This window comes from Pseudomonas putida (assembly GCF_001976065.1).
Classification (GTDB): Bacteria; Pseudomonadota; Gammaproteobacteria; order Pseudomonadales; family Pseudomonadaceae; genus Aquipseudomonas; species Aquipseudomonas serbica.
Genome location: NZ_MNAH01000012.1, coordinates 195,225 through 212,697, shown reverse-complemented (window position 1 = coordinate 212,697; position 17,473 = coordinate 195,225). Strand labels below are relative to the sequence as shown.

11 protein-coding genes and 3 rRNA genes are annotated in these 17,473 nt (G+C 58.6%); 8 read left to right on the top strand and 6 right to left on the bottom strand.

What is annotated here, in order from left to right:
- The 3 genes from BKX96_RS29855 to rrf (BKX96_RS29845) form a co-directional block, all read left to right on the top strand.
- Positions 1 to 322 (top strand): 23S ribosomal RNA (locus BKX96_RS29855); the annotation flags it as partial.
- A gap of 156 nt (positions 323 to 478) precedes the next feature.
- Positions 479 to 594: ribosomal RNA gene (rrf, locus tag BKX96_RS29850) — 5S ribosomal RNA — on the top strand.
- 108 nt (positions 595 to 702) lie between these two features.
- Positions 703 to 818 (top strand): 5S ribosomal RNA (rrf, locus tag BKX96_RS29845).
- Between the two features lie 92 nt (positions 819 to 910).
- Here rrf (BKX96_RS29845) and BKX96_RS29840 read toward each other — a convergent pair.
- The 5 genes from BKX96_RS29840 to BKX96_RS29820 form a co-directional block, all read right to left on the bottom strand.
- Complete coding sequence (locus BKX96_RS29840) at positions 911 to 1,378, bottom strand: SRPBCC family protein (protein ID WP_077186217.1); 468 nt, start codon at positions 1,376 to 1,378, stop codon at positions 911 to 913.
- Between the two features lie 27 nt (positions 1,379 to 1,405).
- Positions 1,406 to 4,822: a non-ribosomal peptide synthetase gene (locus BKX96_RS29835; protein ID WP_077186216.1), complete on the bottom strand. Its 3,417-nt coding sequence runs from the start codon at positions 4,820 to 4,822 to the stop codon at positions 1,406 to 1,408.
- Between the two features lie 13 nt (positions 4,823 to 4,835).
- Positions 4,836 to 5,765 carry a diiron oxygenase gene (locus BKX96_RS29830; RefSeq protein WP_077186215.1) on the bottom strand — a complete coding sequence of 310 codons (930 nt, stop codon included), beginning with the start codon at positions 5,763 to 5,765 and terminating at the stop codon, positions 4,836 to 4,838.
- Entirely contained in the window at positions 5,762 to 6,538 is a 777-nt protein-coding gene (locus BKX96_RS29825; RefSeq protein ID WP_077186214.1) for a DUF3050 domain-containing protein, read from the bottom strand. The genes BKX96_RS29830 and BKX96_RS29825 overlap by 4 nt, the downstream gene beginning before the upstream one ends.
- A gap of 692 nt (positions 6,539 to 7,230) precedes the next feature.
- The gene (locus BKX96_RS29820; protein WP_077186213.1) at positions 7,231 to 7,941 is read right to left on the bottom strand and encodes a GntR family transcriptional regulator; all 711 of its coding nucleotides are present in this window, start codon (positions 7,939 to 7,941) and stop codon (positions 7,231 to 7,233) included.
- 199 nt (positions 7,942 to 8,140) lie between these two features.
- Here BKX96_RS29820 and lapG point away from each other — a divergent pair, with 199 nt between their 5' ends.
- Complete coding sequence (lapG, locus tag BKX96_RS29815; protein WP_046815413.1) at positions 8,141 to 8,836, top strand: cysteine protease LapG; 696 nt, start codon at positions 8,141 to 8,143, stop codon at positions 8,834 to 8,836.
- A 14-nt stretch (positions 8,837 to 8,850) separates the two neighbouring features.
- A complete protein-coding gene (gene lapD, locus BKX96_RS29810) occupies positions 8,851 to 10,797 on the top strand; it encodes a cyclic di-GMP receptor LapD (RefSeq protein ID WP_077186212.1) in 1,947 nt (648 codons plus the stop codon).
- A gap of 75 nt (positions 10,798 to 10,872) precedes the next feature.
- Here lapD and BKX96_RS29805 read toward each other — a convergent pair whose 3' ends face one another.
- Positions 10,873 to 11,238, bottom strand: a complete 366-nt coding sequence (locus BKX96_RS29805) for a tryptophan synthase subunit beta (protein ID WP_077186211.1) — start codon at positions 11,236 to 11,238, stop codon at positions 10,873 to 10,875.
- A gap of 581 nt (positions 11,239 to 11,819) precedes the next feature.
- On the opposite strand from BKX96_RS29805, the gene bcsQ reads away from it, so the two are divergent.
- Genes bcsQ through bcsB form a run of 3 tightly spaced genes read left to right on the top strand, consistent with a single transcriptional unit; the run spans position 11,820 to position 17,469 of the window.
- Positions 11,820 to 12,977: a cellulose biosynthesis protein BcsQ gene (gene bcsQ, locus BKX96_RS29800; RefSeq protein ID WP_077186210.1), complete on the top strand. Its 1,158-nt coding sequence runs from the start codon at positions 11,820 to 11,822 to the stop codon at positions 12,975 to 12,977.
- Positions 12,974 to 15,196 (top strand): UDP-forming cellulose synthase catalytic subunit, encoded by a 2,223-nt coding sequence (gene bcsA, locus BKX96_RS29795; RefSeq protein WP_077186209.1) that lies wholly within the window; start codon positions 12,974 to 12,976, stop codon positions 15,194 to 15,196. Before bcsQ ends, bcsA begins: the two co-directional genes overlap by 4 nt.
- Entirely contained in the window at positions 15,196 to 17,469 is a 2,274-nt protein-coding gene (gene bcsB, locus BKX96_RS29790; RefSeq protein ID WP_077186208.1) for a cellulose biosynthesis cyclic di-GMP-binding regulatory protein BcsB, read from the top strand. Before bcsA ends, bcsB begins: the two co-directional genes overlap by 1 nt.
- The last annotated feature ends 4 nt before the right edge of the window (positions 17,470 to 17,473 follow it).

Below are 17,473 nucleotides of genomic sequence, written 5' to 3'. Positions count from 1 at the left end.
GTTTAGAACGTCGTGAGACAGTTCGGTCCCTATCTGCCGTGGACGTTTGAGATTTGAGAGGGGCTGCTCCTAGTACGAGAGGACCGGAGTGGACGAACCTCTGGTGTTCCGGTTGTCACGCCAGTGGCATTGCCGGGTAGCTATGTTCGGAATAGATAACCGCTGAAAGCATCTAAGCGGGAAACTAGCCTCAAGATGAGATCTCACTGGGACCTTGAGTCCCCTGAAGGGCCGTCGAAGACTACGACGTTGATAGGTTGGGTGTGTAAGCGCTGTGAGGCGTTGAGCTAACCAATACTAATTGCCCGTGAGGCTTGACCATATAACACCCAAGCAATTTGCGAACTCGAGAGAGACCAGATTGCGGTGTGTGAAGACGAAACGAACCGAAAGTTCGAGATACTCACAAAACACCAAGCTGTCACATACCCAATTTGCTGAAGCGAGGCCAACCGGTCACGACTCAGTACCCGAATTTCTTGACGACCATAGAGCGTTGGAACCACCTGATCCCATCCCGAACTCAGAAGTGAAACGATGCATCGCCGATGGTAGTGTGGGGTTTCCCCATGTGAGAGTAGGTCATCGTCAAGATTAAATTCCAAAACCCCTATCTGCGTATGCAGGTAGGGGTTTTGTCTTTTAGTAGAAACATCAAGAATTCGCTGGCACGTCGTTACGACGTACTGGCACACAGAATTTCTTGACGACCATAGAGCGTTGGAACCACCTGATCCCATCCCGAACTCAGAAGTGAAACGATGCATCGCCGATGGTAGTGTGGGGTTTCCCCATGTGAGAGTAGGTCATCGTCAAGATTCAATTCCGAAACCCCTGTCTGCTAGCGCAGACAGGGGTTTTGTCGTTTTGGGCGTAGGAGTGAGCCTTCTCGCGAATGCCCAAAGCCAAATCACGAAAACAACTGCAGTACGTTTCTCATCGAATCATCGGCAAAGCCCTGCACGAAGTCCTTGAACCCTGGTAATGCGGCAGAAGCGCCCTGCGCCGGTTCGGCGATGATGGTCCAGGTCGCCACGGACTTGCCCGCACCCACAGCTTCCACCTGCATCGCTGCCCACAGATTGCCCACACCCAAGGTGTTGTAGATCGTGGTCCAGGTCATGCTCAGCGCTTCATCGTCCCTGGAGTTGAGTTGCTCCACCACCAGGTTGCCATCCTTGAAGAACTTCTTGCGCAGGGATGACACGCCTTCGCCGGTCATCTCGATGTGCGACAACGCCGGGATGAACCGATCGAATCCGGAGAAATTGCCCACCACCGCCCAGACTTGCGCGGCATCGGTGGGTACTTCCACCGAGGACACGACGTGGCAGCCTTGCGGGTTCTTGATCAGGGTATCGGGTTGCACTGTGTTCATGGTCTTGCTCCGTTTGTTTGGGATGAGTCAGATGAAATTGATTTCCTTGAGGTAATCGCAGCCGCGGCGCAGCAGCGCCGGGGATTTTTCCGGGTAGTGCGCGCCCATCTGCCTGACACCGGCCCGGGCGTTCGCGTGGCTAATCATCGAGATGTCACCGATGTCTTCTTCGAAGCCGTTGAGATAGAAACCCAGCACGCCAAACAGAGCATTGTCGCTGTCGACACGGCCCAGTTGCCTTTGCCAGTCGGCGACACTGACCAATGAAAACTCCCGACCGGCTTCGCGGAACGACGTCACGTAGGTTCCCCAGTCCAGCGGTTCGGGGTTGTGCAGGTTGAACACGGCCTTGTCACGCTCATAACGGCTGGCGTGGAAGGCAATGAAGCGGGCGAGGAAATCCACCGGCATCAGGTCGAAGTTCAGTGCAAACTCCGGCACCTGGCCGAGCTGGATCGAGCCTTTGAGCATCAGCATCAAACGGTTCTTGTGGGGCTGGCACACCCCCGTCAGGCTGTTGAAGCTGATGTTGCCCGGGCGGTAGAGATTGACCAGCACGCCGCGTTCCCTGGCACGTTCGAGGATGCGTTCGCCAACCCATTTGGACAGGTTGTAACCGTTCTTGATGTAGATTGGCGGAGTCTGCGCGGCGGGCTGTTCAAGGACCCGCCCATCGGCGGTCATTGTGCTGGAGGCCGAGAGTGTCGAGACGAAGTTGAAGATCTTTTTGCTGCGCCCTTCGCACAGCCGCAGGCATTCGAAAATCGGTTCGACGTTGTCCCCAGCCAGCGACCCGTAATCGAGTACGTGATTGACGTTGGCGGCGTTGTGCACCAAGGCGCCGAACTCCAGATCGAGGCGCGCATAGTCGTCGTCAGTCAGTCCCAGCGCCGGACGCGTGATGTCGGCCGGGTAAACCCGAACCCGGCTCCTGTCCAGATGCTCAAGACGGTTCTCGCGCAACGCCTGGGTGAAGCGTTCGTCAGCCGATTGGTCATTGCCATCGCGAACCAGGCAAGCGACTTCGCTGGCACCGCAAGCCAGTAGCGCTTCGACGATGTGCACACCGACAAAACTGTTGGCGCCGGTGACGATCACTTTGCGCACATCGCCCATGCGACTGACAGGCAATGGCTGCACTTGCAGTTCACGCAGGGCATCGGCCATGGCTTGTTCGCTCAGCACTGCTTCACTGCCAGAGCCGCGCACCAGCGTCGCCAGTTTGGTTATGGTGGGCAGTTCGATGAAGCGGTTGATCGAAATACTGCGGCCGAACTCTTCACGCAAACGCAGGAGCATGCGCGACAGCAGGATTGAGTGGCCGCCCAGGTTGAAGAAGCTCTCGTCCGTGGAGATATCGTGGCTGGGCAACGCCAGCAGCTCGGCCCAGATCTTGAGCAACAGGGCCTCATCGGCGTTTGCGGGCAGGCGTCTGCGGGTGTTTTCACTGACGCTGACCGGCAGCTCAAGCAACGCCTTGCGGTCGACCTTGCCGTTGCTGGCAAACGGCAAGCTCGTCAGTTCCGTCCACGCAGCAGGCTGCATATAATCCGGCAAGGACCGCAGGGCGTGGGCCTTGAGGGCCTGTTGCGCCTCGCCAAACCGGTCTTCCCATGGTTGGGCGAGATACGCCAGAATTCTTCGATGACTGTCGATGACCACTGCTACCTGGCGGTACAACTGGCTGTCGCGCAGGCAGCGCTCGATCTCTTCCGGTTCGACGCGAAAGCCGCGAATTTTCACCTGGTTGTCCCGGCGGCCACACAACTCGATGCCACCCTTTGTCCACTTCGCCATGTCACCGGTGCGATAGACACGCAGGGTCTGGCCATCCGGGAGGGTCAGGTTCAGATAGCGTTCGGCAGTCTGCTGCGGGTCGTTCAGGTAGCCCATACATACGCCAGGACCTGCCACGTACAGCTCGCCGATGGTCTGCTCGATCACCGGTTGCAGATCGTCATCGAGAATCAGCACCTGAGTATTGGCGATCGGACTACCCAAAGTCCGATTATTGTCGCCGGCCTGCATTTGCCTGGCGGTGATCAGCACCGTGGTCTCTGTGGGGCCATAGAGGTTGTAGAGGTTGCCCTGGCGCGACAGCTGCTCGATGACCCAAGGTTCGCAGACATCGCCCCCGGTCATTATGTGATCGAGGGTTTGCAACGGCTCCAGCGGCAGGATGCTTAGCAATGCTGGTGGCAAGAAGGCATGGCTCAATTGCTGGCCGCGGATGAATTCCACCAGTTGCTGCGGATCGCGGCGTTGATCATCGCTGGGGACGACCAGTTCGGCTCCCTGCAACAGGGTAGGGAAGATATCGATCAGCGACGAGTCGAAGCCCAGTGACGAAAATTGCAGCACTCGAGCCTGCTCGGTCAGTTGCACGTAGTCGGCGTACCAGGCAGTAAAGTGTGCGAGGTTAGCCTGGCTGAGCAGCACGCCTTTGGGATGGCCAGTGGTGCCCGACGTATAGAGCGCCATGCACGGCGCGTCCGGGCCGAAAGAATGGCGCACCAAGGGTTGAGCGATGTCCACTTCTTCGGCGTCGATGGCGGTGATATCCAGGTGCGGCATGTCGGGCGCGAGCGGGTGCCGCCCGTCATGCAATAGCAACACCGCGCCGGCATTCGTCAGGATGTATTGCTGACGTTGCGGCGGGTGGTCTGGCTCCAGCGGCAGGTACACCGCACCACAGCCCAGGATGGCCAGGATTCCCGCATACAGCGCACTGCATTTGGGCAGGCAGACGCCTACCACCACCGGGCCGTCATGCTGATCGAGCAAAGGCAGCAATCGCTGCTGGATCGCACGACTCAGAGCATGTAAATGGCCGTAGTCGATGTCGGTACCTGCCACATTCAGCGCGGGTCGTTCAGCGCACTGAATGAAGCGCTGCTCCAGCCGCTCGATCATCGGTACCTGCGCCAGTTTCAGCAGTTGGGGATCGGCGGTCGCATTGCGCCGATGGACGAAGGCCAGGCTGTCGAGAAACAGCAGGCTTTCAACGGCCCCCATGTGAGCGGAGGCTGTTGCTTCGTCCGGCCGAAAATACTTGGCGTCCCTGGCGAAGCGGCTGACCAACAACGCCACGTGATCCACCAGTTCCGCCACCGCGCGCTGACGTAGCGCCTGGCCGTTGCCCGAAGGTTCATCGGCGATTGGCACGCGTGTGAGCAATGTCGAACCGACGATGCACAACAGGTCCAGCAACGGCAGGCTCGAAGCCCTTGGAGGGTCGATACCCAGTTGCAGCGTCAGGCGCGGCGCATCTTTGAAAGCCGGTACGTCCAGGCTGGCGTCATCGATTACAAGATCCGGATACTTGGGGGGCTGTTCGTCAAGCGCCGTTACCCGTGTCGGTTCATGACCCTGTTGTTCGAGCTCCAGCGCCAGGTCATCGAGGGCCCGGCTAGGTCCAACGAGCAGAATGTCGAGACGTCTCATGTTGGGCTCCTCGTCAGATCAGGTAGTCGCTCAATGCGCTTTGCACGCACGGCGAGTCGAGCAGCGAACTGCTGCGAAAAAATCGCATGATGTTGGCCACCAGCGGATGGTGGCGGTTGATCGGGAATTCCAAACCGGCTACCTCGCTCTTGAGTGCATCGCGTGCGGCATCGCCGATCTGCAAGGCGTCGATCAAGCGCAAGTCGAAGGACCGCTGGATCTCGTTGGTCAGGTAATGCTCGATGAACACCGGGAGGATCCGCGCGATGCACTGGCGGTCGTCATCGCACGCGGTATGCCAGTAGATGCGCACCATCCGCGACCAGAATCCGGAATGCCGGCCTTCGTCCAGCAGATGGTCGGCCATCAATCCCTTGATCGACTGTTTGATCGTGTCGTCCTTGGCGAACGCGGAGACATCGCCGGTCACGGTGTTTTCGGCGATGGCCACACAGATCAGTTCGACAGCGTTGCGCAAGTGTGGCGGCGCAAGCGCGACGGCCGCTGGAATGGCTTGGCTCAGCTCGATTTCGAGCGGCAGGTCGATGGGGGCGATGCCTGTCATGGCAACGGTCTGCTGCATGAAATCCATGGCCACCAGGGCGTGATAGTCCTCGTCCACCACCACCGTCATGGCGTCGTAGCGGCAGGCGAACGGAAATTCAACGGCGAAGCGATTCTTGGCGATGCTGCGGGCGATCTTGTCGACGATCTCGGTTTCGAAAATAACCACGTCGTTGATGAATTTGTAGAGCGTCTGTACCAAGGCGAAATCCCGTTGCCCAGGGCACTCGCGCAGGAACGTCTCGCTGAGCACCAGGGGTTGGCGGCTTAACGGGTAGATCAGCTTGTCGTCGTTCTCGAGCACACGACGCGGACGGGTGCGGATGGTTGCGCGGCTCTCCCAGGCGTCGGCGAAGGACTGGTAGTCGGTGGCGTTCATGCGTCCACCTCCACCAGGGGCTCGCTCATGCTCTGGCGCAGTCCGTCCCATAGGGCGATGCGACTTTCCACGGCCGCGATGGCGCACGCGTAGGCGTCTTCTGCCCGTTGCGGGTCGCCATCGACCAGGTGAACGAGCAGTTTTTCAGCGGCCGGGCCGTGGTCTTCGGAGTCGACCTCAACGTGCCGTTCGAGGTAATAGCGAAAGGTTGGCGCCTGTCCGATGTCGATACCCCAGTCATCGAGAATGCGCTGGAACATCTGCGGGATGACGCTCTCGCGACCATGCACAAACGCCGCCGCGACACTGTGGCCTGGCGCATGCAGCGCCGTGTGCAGCGTTTGCCGAACGAAGCGGGCCACCGCTGGATGGGCGTCCACACTTTGCAGCGCCACGTCGTAGCTCACGCCTTCCTGTTGCAGCGCCACGAAGCGTTCGACGGCGACGGTGCTCGCTCCGACTTCACGCATCGCATCCAGGTACAACTCGAAATGGCTGTAGTGACCTTGGTCAGGTCGGTTATCGGACTCTTCGCCCAGGACGATTTCATTGATCAACCGGGCGGCTTGCGGATTTCCCGGTGGCAGCCAAGGCAATTGTATGCAGGTCAATTCCTGCTGCAGGCGCTTGGTCAGCGACATGAAATCCCAAACGGCAAATACATGGGTTTCCATGAACCGTTGCAACACTGACAACGAATTGATTTCGGAGAAAATTGGATGGGCAGAAAGTTCAGCTTTCTTTAGGTCAAGCCGGTCTTTAACGGGTTTCATTTGTGGGCCTCTCAATTGTCGGGCATGAGCTTTGATCAATGAGTAACGGCTGTTTAAACTTTCTGTCGGCGAGCGAATACCTCAAGACAATGTATGGGTTCGTATATCCAGGTCGTGTCTTGTGCCGTCACAGCCGTTATTGGTTGGGGCGTGGAAAAACTAATACATAAATAAAGATTCAGGCAAGTTGTTTTGTTGATAATTTGAGTTTCAACTTTGTGGTGTGCGAGAAGTGTCGATAAAACTCTTGGGTAAAGTTTTACATGGGCGTAGTTGCTTCTTCTGTCTTATATATTTCAGAATTTAATAAAGAGTGAATGCCTCACTCGAAGCAACTTTCTAACTGGGATTTATTGAAATGATCTGAGGGGGAAGTTTGACGAGGGTTGGCGCCGATTCTTCCATTCCCGGGCAATACTCCTTGCGTATGTCCTTGGTGCGGCGACTGCTCTACGTGATGCGTCGCCCGTCCGTTTTTGCTGGCAACCCAAGAGTGAGCGTAATTCAAGGCGTCAACCATCACTCAGGCATAGCGAAGTCGGGGGGATATTGGGCCACAGGTGAAGGGGTTGGACGTGGCTACAACAGGCTGGAGCGGAGCGGGGGGGATTTTGTAAGCAGATTATGCGCGGGCTATCAGCGGCAAAACGTGGCGGCAAGCGAAGGCGGTTCACCCGGGCTTGCCGCAGTCTTTATGACGACGTTGTTCTGTTCTTGGCTTCCGGGCTCGCGAGATAACGGGTAATGACCTCAACCCCGCGATTGAGATGGTTTACCAGCAACTGCACCGATCCTTCGACATCCCGCGCATTGGCGGCCCGCCACATGGCACGGTGATCTTCCTGGGATAATTTGCCCAGGCCCATGGCTTCAAGGTTGAAGCGCAGGAAGCGTTCTTCTTCGTTCAGCCCGTCCTCGACCAGTTTCAGCAGCCGGCGATTGGGTGCCTTGCTGTAGAGCGACATATGGAAGAGGCGATTGAGCCGGCCAATTTCGGTGTAGTCCTGTTCCATCTCCAGTTCTTCGATATAACGCGCGGCCTGTTCGAGATCTGCCGCCTCGAGCAACGGGACCGACAGGCGCAGTGCTTCGGACTCCAGCAGAATCCGCAGGGCATAGGTTTCCACTGCATCACCCTGGACCAGCGGGGCAACCACAGCGCCCTTATGGGCAACCACGTTGAGCAAAGCCTGGGCTTCCAGTTGGCGCAATGCTTCGCGCACTGGCATGCGGCTGACACCGAAGAGATCCGCCAAGTCTTGCTGGCGCAAAGAGATGCCACACGGCAGGCGGCCGTCGAGAATGGCCGAACGCAAGGTTTCTTCGATAACCGAGCGCGCCAGGTGCGGTGCAATGGGACCGTTGACCTTGATGCTGCTGAGCGGGTTGGGTTTTTGTGTCACTACAACGCACCCTGTTTGAATGAGTTATTTTTTTGGATCCAACTGACACTAGTGACTGCCTTAAAGCTTGTCAAACTATCAGCAAGGCGCCTTATTTCAAGTTTAGCGCGCTATCGATGATCTCACTGTGCCATTGTTTTTTGCTGTACTAACCTACACCATCAACCGACTCTAAACTGCCTATCCTGGATGCCTCGCATTGGCGGCACGTTTTTTCCCGATTCCACGGATGCTGCGCTGGCTGGCCTGCGCATTGCTGCTGGCCGGCGTGATGCCGGGCGGGCTGCATGCCGATTGGGATTTTTCCCTGATCAGTCGACGGGCGCAGGCATTGTACGGACCTTTGGGCGCAGGCCAGCAACGCATCGATGATTGGCAGCACTTGCTGGCCAGCCAGAAGCAGCTTGGCGAGTTGGACCAGTTGAATGTGGTCAACCAGTTCTTCAATAAACAGTTGCGCTATGTCGAAGACATCGACTTGTGGCAACAGGTCGATTATTGGCAAACCCCCGTCGAAGGCCTGTGGAAAGGCGCCGGTGATTGCGAAGACTATGCGATCGCCAAATATTTCAGTCTGCGCCACCTCGGCGTTTCCAGTGACAAGCTGCGTATCACCTATGTAAAGGCGCTGAGCCTGAATCGCGCGCACATGGTGCTCACCTACTACTCATACCCGGAAGCCGAGCCGCTGGTGCTCGACAGTCTTATCGATGCGATCAGGCCGGCCAGCCAGAGAAAGGATTTGCTGCCGGTCTACTCTTTCAATGCAGAAGGGTTGTGGTTGCCGGGGGCCAAGGGCAATCAGAAGGTGGGTGACACCAAACGGTTATCCCGTTGGCAGGATGTACTGAAAAAAATGCAGGCCGAAGGATTTCCGGTCGAGACGACTAACTAGGAGCACGACCACAGATGTCTTTGTTCAAACAGCTTTTGATCGCTATCTGTCTGTTCCTGGTCGTCGCCTTCACCGGCAGCTTCATGGTCAGCCTGGAAAGCTCGCGCTCCCAGTACGTCAACCAACTGCGTTCCCATGCCCAAGATGCAGCGACGGCGCTGGCGTTGGCACTGACGCCGAATATCGACGACCCGGCGATGACGGAATTGCTGGTCAGCTCAATCTTTGACAGCGGATATTACGCCAGCATCCGCGTCGTCGATTTATCCAGTAACAAGACCCTGGTCGAACGCAGCGGCATTGCGGCCGATACCCAGGTGCCAAACTGGTTCGTCACACTGATCGGCCTGGAGCCCGCCGGAGGCGATGCGATTGTCAGTCGCGGTTGGGAGCAGGCCGCGCGGGTCGAGGTGGTCAGTCACCCGATGTTTGCACTGGCCAAGCTGTGGCAGAGCGCGTTGGGCAGCCTGGGGTGGTTGCTGATCTGTGGCGTGGTCAGCGCGATACTGGGCGCGCTGTTGCTTCGTCGGCAATTGAAGCCCCTCGACTATATGGTCCAGCAGTCCCACGCCATTGCCCGCCGCGAGTTTCTCAGCCTGGCGCAATTGCCGCGCACTCCGGAATTGCGTCGTGTGGTGCAAGCCATGAACCAGATGGTCGAGAAGCTCAAGGCGCTCTTTAAGGAGCAGGCCGAGCGCAGTGAAAAACTGCGGGTCGAGTCTTATCAGGACAACCTGACAGGGCTGGCGAACCGTCGTTATTTCGAGATGCAGTTGAACGCCAGGGTGAGCAATCCCGAGCAAGCCAGTTCCGGTTATTTGCTGCTGTTGCGGGTTAAGGATCTGGCCGGGTTGAACCAGCGGCTTGGCGGCCAGCGCACGGATGCATTGCTCCAGGCGGTCGGCCAGCAGCTGTCCCGCGAGTGCGCCAGATACCCGGAAACAAACAACCTGGTCACACGGAGTCGAGGCGGCGAATTCGCCGTTCTGGCCCCGGGCCTGGTGCGTGAGGAAGCGGTGCAGCTGGCGCAGCACCTCGACATGGCCCTGGCCAGTCTTTACGCGACCGGCGCTACTGACGTCCCCTCTGTGGCGGCAATCGGGCTGGCGCCGTTTATTCATGGCGATGCCCCGCAAACCGTGCTCGGGCTGGCGGATCAGGCATTGGCGCAGGCCGAAGGCCAGACCGATTCGAACTGGGTCTGCCTGGATCGCAGTGCCCTGGCCGGTGTCGGCGACGACCATCATGCCTGGCACACCCTGTTGGACCAGGCCTTGGTGCAGCGACGTTTCAAGTTGTTTTTCCAACCCGTGGTGGCCAGTCAGGACACGCAGTTGGTGCTGCACTACAAAGTGCTTTCCCGCCTGACCGACGACCAGGGCCAGAGCATTCCCGCCGGACGTTTCTTGCCGTGGCTGGAGCGGTTTGGCTGGGCGGCCCGACTGGATCGGCTGATGCTGGAGCTGGTACTGGAGCAGATGGGCACGCACGAAGAGTCGCTGGCGCTAAACCTGTCGTCGGCCACCCTGGAGCATCCGCAAGCATTGACTGCGCTCTTCGACACGCTGCGTTCGCACTCCAATCTGGGGCCGCGACTGACCCTGGAAATTGGCGAAGAGCAGTTGCCGGAGCAAGCCAGTCTCGAAGAGCTGACGCGGCGTTTACGAGCGCTCGGCTTCTCGTTGAGCCTGCAGCATTTCGGCGGGCGCTTCAGCATGATCGGTAACCTGGCGCGGCTGGGTTTGGCGTACTTGAAGATCGACGGCAGCTACATCCGTGCGATCGATCAGGAAAGCGACAAACGCCTGTTTATCGAAGCCGTCCAACGTGCGGCCCATAGTATTGATCTGCCTTTGATCGCCGAACGGGTCGAGACGGAAGGGGAGTTGGCGGTGATTCGCGAGATGGGCGTTTACGGCGTGCAGGGGCGGTTGGTGGGTGAGCCCAGACCTTGGGCGTAAGCTAATAGCAAAGGTCGCAGCCTTCGCAGGCCTGTAGCTGTCGAAGGCTGTGATCTTGTAATTATTTCCCGGCCTTCAGATAAAGCCTTCCTCGTCATCCTCAACCAGGCTACTCAACCCACCCAGCGCCTCACGTGCCTGGAAGCGGTCCATGAGTTTGGTCTGCGCGGGCCCTGGCAGGTCCGTAACGAGGATCACCCCTTTGCTGATCAGCACGGCGATCAAGTCATCGAGTACCCGAATCATTTCCAGGTCGCTCTGGCGCAGCTGCTTGAGCTGTTTGATTTGCATCAGTTGTTTGTGGCTGGTGGCCATGACTTCATTGGCGAACCAGGCCTGGAGGTCAGGGTGATCGGCCGGCAGCATTTCTGTGGATTCGGCGTAGGCTTCGGCTTCCACGCGCATCAGTTGACCGTCTGTATTGCGTTGCACGAAGAACATCAAGCATCCCTCAAGAGTGAACAGCGTCATGCTGTGAGCAGCATAGTCAACATCGCGGTGGAAGAGGACGTTACTCACATCTCTGGCGCCCACAATTGCAATTGCGGTCGTCGCAGGTAGGTGAATGGCCGTCAGATCATCGCCAAGTAAGAACTAAGGCATTGATTTAGAACATATATGTTTGAGTGCGAATCAAACATGCCAGTAACGATAGTTCATATGGTCCGTGAATTGCTTTGCTTTGTTGGCAACAGGCAGAGATCGCCGTCCATCAAGCGGGCTGCCATCTGGCGCAAATCATGTGCGCGCTGGTAGTGCTTGCTGGATAATCCCGCGCCGCCGTTCAGGGGGCCCTGTATTAGTTGCTTGCGTTGCAGTTCGGCTGTCGAGACCGCGCAGGATGCGCCAAATAAAGAATGATTTTTATCGTCAATTTTCTGGCGATAAAAAAGGTTTTTTTAATCGCGTTCAACTATTACAATTGCGCCGTTCAAAATTTTGACGATAGCATTTTGATGGTTGCTTCAATGAACCCTCGAGCTACGTGCTCCCTTATGCGTCAACGCCTCGGATAGTTTTTTATGAATCGTACAGACGATATATCGAACCTATTCAACAGGTTCGGGGCAAGTGCGGACAGTTATCTCGAGTTCGGCAGCCATTTCGACTACAAGGAAAAGCCATTGACGCTGGTGCCAACTGCGCCAGAGCCTGCGCCTGCGCCTGCGCCTGCGCCTGTAGCTAAAGTCGATCAATTGATTGAGCAAAACGATAGCGCTTCGGCTTCTGCTACCCAAGGCGTCAAGGAGCCGTCGGTTCACACTGATACTCCTCAACCTGCTGCGCCGCTTCGCCATTTGCTGGCCGAAGTCGCCCTGGCTCGTCAGGCCGAAGCGCAAGCACGTAATGAAGAGGCGCTGCGCCAAGCGCTGCCCCATGGTCGGCCGCCCAAGACCAGGGCGCATGTCATTGCGGTGGTATCGGCCAAGGGGGGCGTTGGCAAAAGCACACTCGCCTCTGCGCTGGCCACCGCGTTGCGTCTGGAGGACGGGCAGACACTGGCCATCGATCTCGATCCCCAAAACGCCCTGCAACACCACTTGAGTGCCGAACCGGATGTGGCGGGAATGGCCTACGCCAGCCTCAAAGGTGAGAACTGGAGGTCGCTGCTGTTAGCCGGTTCTGCAGGTTCGTTACTGCTGCCCTACGGCTCGGTGACCGAAGACGAGCGCCGTACGCTGGAGCGCTATCTGGAAAACGATCGTTACTGGCTGGCCGGCCAGTTGGCGAGCATGGACCTGTGCGACAACGATGTGGTGATTCTCGACACGCCTCCGGGTCGCACGTCCTACCTGACACAGGCCTTGATGGTGGCTGATCAGGTGCTGGTTGTTGCGACTGCCGATGCGGCGTGTTTCGTCACGCTGGATCAGATGGAGCGTGTGCTGGCAGAACGCGGGGCACGCGGCCAGGCGCCGCTCTGCAATTACGTGATCAATCAGTTCGACGGTGATCGCCTGTTCTGCCGTGACATGCACGAAGTACTCAAGCGCCGCCTCGGCGCGCGGCTGCTGGGTGTCGTGACGCTCGATCATGCCATTGGCGAAGCCCTGGCCTATGGTCAAAACCCGCTGTTGCAGGCCGAGTCGTCCCAGGCTAGCCGCGACATGCTGATGCTGATTGACGGGCTCAAGACGCAATTGAAAGCCATGGTCGTCGCAGAGTCATACGCCTCGTGATCAACACCTCCGCCCCGAATACGACCGCCCCATCCCGTTCGCAACGTTGGGCACAATCGCTATCCGAGCGCCTGGACAGCCTGCCAGCAGCGTTGCGTCGGGCGCTGGCCGTCAGCGTGATGCTGTTCTGCGGTCTGTTGGCGCTGTTCATCATTACGGTGCCGTTCGACCTGTATTCCCAGTGCTTCTTTGCCCTCGGCTGCTTCATCGCCGCGATGGTTCTGCGCAAGATTCCCGGGCGCCTGAACGTGCTGATGCTCATCGCGCTGTCCCTGACCGCTTCGCTGCGCTACCTGTATTGGCGCCTGACCTCCACTCTCGGGTTCGAGGGCTGGGTCGACATGCTGTTTGGCTATGGCCTGGTCCTGGCCGAGCTGTACGCGATGATCGTGCTGGTGTTCGGCTATGTGCAAACCGCATGGCCGCTGCGACGCAAACCAGTATTGATGAGCGGACCGCCGAGCGAGTGGCCGTCGGTCGATGTGTTCATCCCGTCGTACAACGAAACCCTCGACATCGTGAAGGTCACCATTTTCGCGGCGCAGGCCATCGACTGGCCCCAGGACAAACTGCGCGTGCATGTGCTGGACGACGGACGCCGCGAAGACTTCCGCGAGTTCTGCGAACAGATCGGCGTGAATTACATCGTTCGTGACAACAATCGCCACGCCAAGGCCGGCAACCTGAACGAAGCGCTCAAGGTCACAAGCGGCGAGTTCGTGACCATTTTCGACGCCGACCACGTACCGACCCGTTCTTTCCTCCAGGTGTGTGTCGGCTGGTTCATCAAGGACCCGAAGCTGGCAATGCTGCAAACGCCGCACTTCTTTTTCTCGCCGGATCCCTTCGAGAAAAACCTCAACACCTTCCGTTCCGTGCCGAACGAAGGCGAGTTGTTCTATGGTCTGGTACAGGACGGCAACGACCTGTGGAATGCGACTTTCTTCTGCGGCTCCTGTGCAGTGATCCGTCGTGCACCGTTGCTGGAAATTGGCGGCGTGGCCGTCGAGACCGTCACCGAAGATGCCCACACCGCGCTCAAGTTGAACCGCGCCGGCTATAACACCGCCTACCTGGCCATTCCCCAGGCGGCAGGCCTGGCGACAGAGAGCCTGTCGCGTCACATCAGCCAGCGGATTCGCTGGGCACGTGGCATGGCGCAGATATTCCGTACCGACAACCCGCTGCTCGGCAAAGGCCTGAGCATGGGCCAGCGCCTGTGTTACCTGAACGCGATGCTGCACTTTTTCTACGGGCTGCCACGCCTGGCATTCCTCACTGCGCCGCTGGCGTTCCTGTTTTTCGATGCGCAGATTTTCCACGCCTCGGCGTTGATGATCACTGCGTACGTACTGCCGCACATTCTTCACGCCAGCCTGACAAACTCCAGTATCCAGGGCCGGTTCCGCCACTCATTCTGGAACGAGGTCTACGAGACGGTGCTGGCGTGGTACATCATGGGCCCGGTTCTGATGGCGCTGGTCAATCCTAAGTTCGGTGGCTTCAACGTGACCGACAAGGGCGGAGTGATCGACAAGAAATACTTCGAATGGAAACTTGCCCGGCCGTACATCGTGCTGTTGATCTTGAACGCCGCTGGCCTGATCTATGGCGGGATACGCCTGATGGAGGGGGCCGAAGGCGCCACGACCACAATCATGATCAACCTGGCGTGGACCGTCTACAACCTCATCATCACCAGCGCCTCGGTGGCGGTGGCGAGCGAAACCCGTCAGGTGCGTTCCGAACCTCGAGTGGCGGCGGTCCTGCCGATGCGTCTGACCCGTGCCGATGGCACCGTGATCGAGGGCGTGACCCAGGACTTCTCGCAAAAGGGCCTGGGCTTCCGTTTGCCTGATGGCATCGAGATTCCCAAGGGCGAACGGGTTCAGATTTCGCTGTTCCGCAAGCAACAGCTGAGTGTTTTCCCTGCCGTCATCGTATTCAGTCGCGGGGAGCTGCTAGGGGCACAATTCGACCAATTGTCCCTGCGCCAGCAAAGCGAGCTGATACGCCTGACCTTCTCCCGCGCCGACACCTGGGCTTCGACTTGGGGCAATGGTCAAGTCGATACGCCCCTGGCCGCCTTGCGCGATGTCAGCGGCATTGGTCTTCGCGGCATCTACGAACTCTTCAAAGCAACGGTCATGGAAGTGCGGAACCTTTTCCGCCGTCGCCACGTCTCCCCGTCCACCCTGGAAAATGTTTTGGACAAGTGATGAACTCGAAGTCTTTCGCTTTCGGTAGCCTGCGCGCGCCGCGCCGCGCCCTGGTACGCATGACGTGCGCCTTGCTGGCAATGGGTGGCGGCGCGACAGCATTCGCCGAGACCGTGCCAGTGGATGCGGCGCCGGGCGCCAACAGCTACAGCGTGACGCTCAAGCAACTGGGCCGCAATTATCCAATGAGCTTGCGCGGCGTTGAGTCCACCGACAGCGTCAATTTCGATGTGCGCGCTGATTCCATCGTGACTGGTGCCAGGCTGAAGCTGCAATACACTTATTCGCCAGCGTTGCTGGCCGAGCTGTCGCAGATCAACGTCATCGTCAATGATGAAGTGGCAGCTAGCCTGCAGTTGCCCAAGGAAAACGCCGGGCAACTGCAAACCCAGGAAGTCACCATCCCGCCGCAGCTGATCACCGAGTTTAACCGCTTGAGTCTGCAATTCGTCGGTCACTACACCATGAGTTGCGAAGATCCGACGCATTCCAGCCTGTGGGCGAAGATCAGCAATGCCACCGAGCTGAGTATCGAAGTGTCGCCACTGGCGCTGCCCAACGATCTGTCGATCTTGCCGTTGCCGTTCTTCGATCGCCGCGATGCGCGCACCCTGGGCTTGCCGTTCGTGTTCGCAGCAGCGCCCGACGACACCACCCTGGAAGCGGCCGGCGCCCTATCGTCGTGGTTCGGAGCCCAGGCCAGTTACCGCGGAGCGAAATTCTCTACGCGCATTAACCAGATCCCGACCCACGGCAATGCCGTGGTGCTGCTCAGCGGGACCGATGCGCTGCAGATCGGCGGGCTTAGCCTGCCGGCGGCCAAGGGGCCAACCCTGAGCATGATGACCAATCCCAATGACGAGAATGGCAAGTTGCTGGTGATCACCGGCCGCGATGCTGCCGAACTCAAGACGGCGACCACCGCACTCGTACTCGGCAGTCAGGCGCTGTCTGGCAGCAGCGTGGTGATCGATCGACTCGATACCGTGCAGCCGCGCAAACCTTACGATGCCCCGAACTGGCTGCCGAGCGATCGCCCGGTCAAGCTCGGCGAGCTGCTGCCAGCCAAGCAATTCAACGTATCGGGCTACAACCCGGGCGACATCACCGTACCGCTGAATTTCCCGCCGGACCTGTTCACCTGGCGTGATGAGGGTGCGCCGCTGAACGTCAAATACCGCTACACCCCGCAAGAGAAATCGAGCAATTCGTCGTTCATCGTCAGCTTTAACGATGGCTTGATCCAGTCGCAGAACCTACTGCCCCAGGACAAGCTTGAAAACAGCGTATTAAAAGCCCTGAAGCTCAATGACGACAGCCTCAACCGCGAAACCCGTGTGCGCCTGCCGTTGAACTCGGTGGCCCTGCAATCGCGTCTGCAACTGCGCTTTATGTTCGACTACATCAAGCAGGGCGAATGTGGCGACATCATCATCGACAACATGCGCGGCAGCGTCGATCCGGAATCGACCCTGGACCTGAGCGGCTACGATCACTTCATGGCCATGCCGAACCTAGGCGTGTTCAAGGACGCAGGCTTCCCGTTCACTCGTATGGCTGACCTGTCGCAGACCGCCGTGATCCTGCCGGACAACGCCGGCGCTGCCGAGCTGGATGCCTACCTGACCGTGCTAGGCCGCTTCGGCCAGTCCACCGGTTATCCGGCGACTGGCGTGCGGGTGGTGCAAGCGGCGCAGGTTCAGGCGGTGGCGGATAAAGACTTGCTGGTGTTTGCTTCCGGCAACAACCAGCCTTTGCTGACCCAGTGGGCCGATCACCTGCCGGCGACCGATAGCGGCGACCAACAGATTTTTCACCTGTCTGACTTGCCGATGCGCGTTCGCGACTGGTTCAGTCCCGACCCGGAGGCGAACCAACGCAAGGTACGATTGGCCATGGCTTTTTCCGGCGGTGCGCGCAGCACTTACCTGACCGGTTTCGAATCGCCGCTCAAAAGCGGTCGCAGCGTCGTTGTAATTGCCAGCGGCCAACCGCAAGGCCTGGCCGAGGCGACCAATGCCCTGATCGGCGGCGAGGATTACACCCAGTCGATCCAAGGCAGCCTGGTGGTGGTGCGCGGCAAGACCATCGAGCCTCTGGTGGCTGATGAGCAGTATTACGTCGGCGAACTGGGCCCGTTCAAACGCCTGGAATGGATGCTTTCGCGTCACGTCGGTTTGACGCTGCTGCTGACCGGTCTTGGTGTGGTGCTGCTCAGCTGTGTGGCCTATTTGGCACTGCGTTCGCGTGCCAAGCAGCGGTTGGGCGACTGAGAAC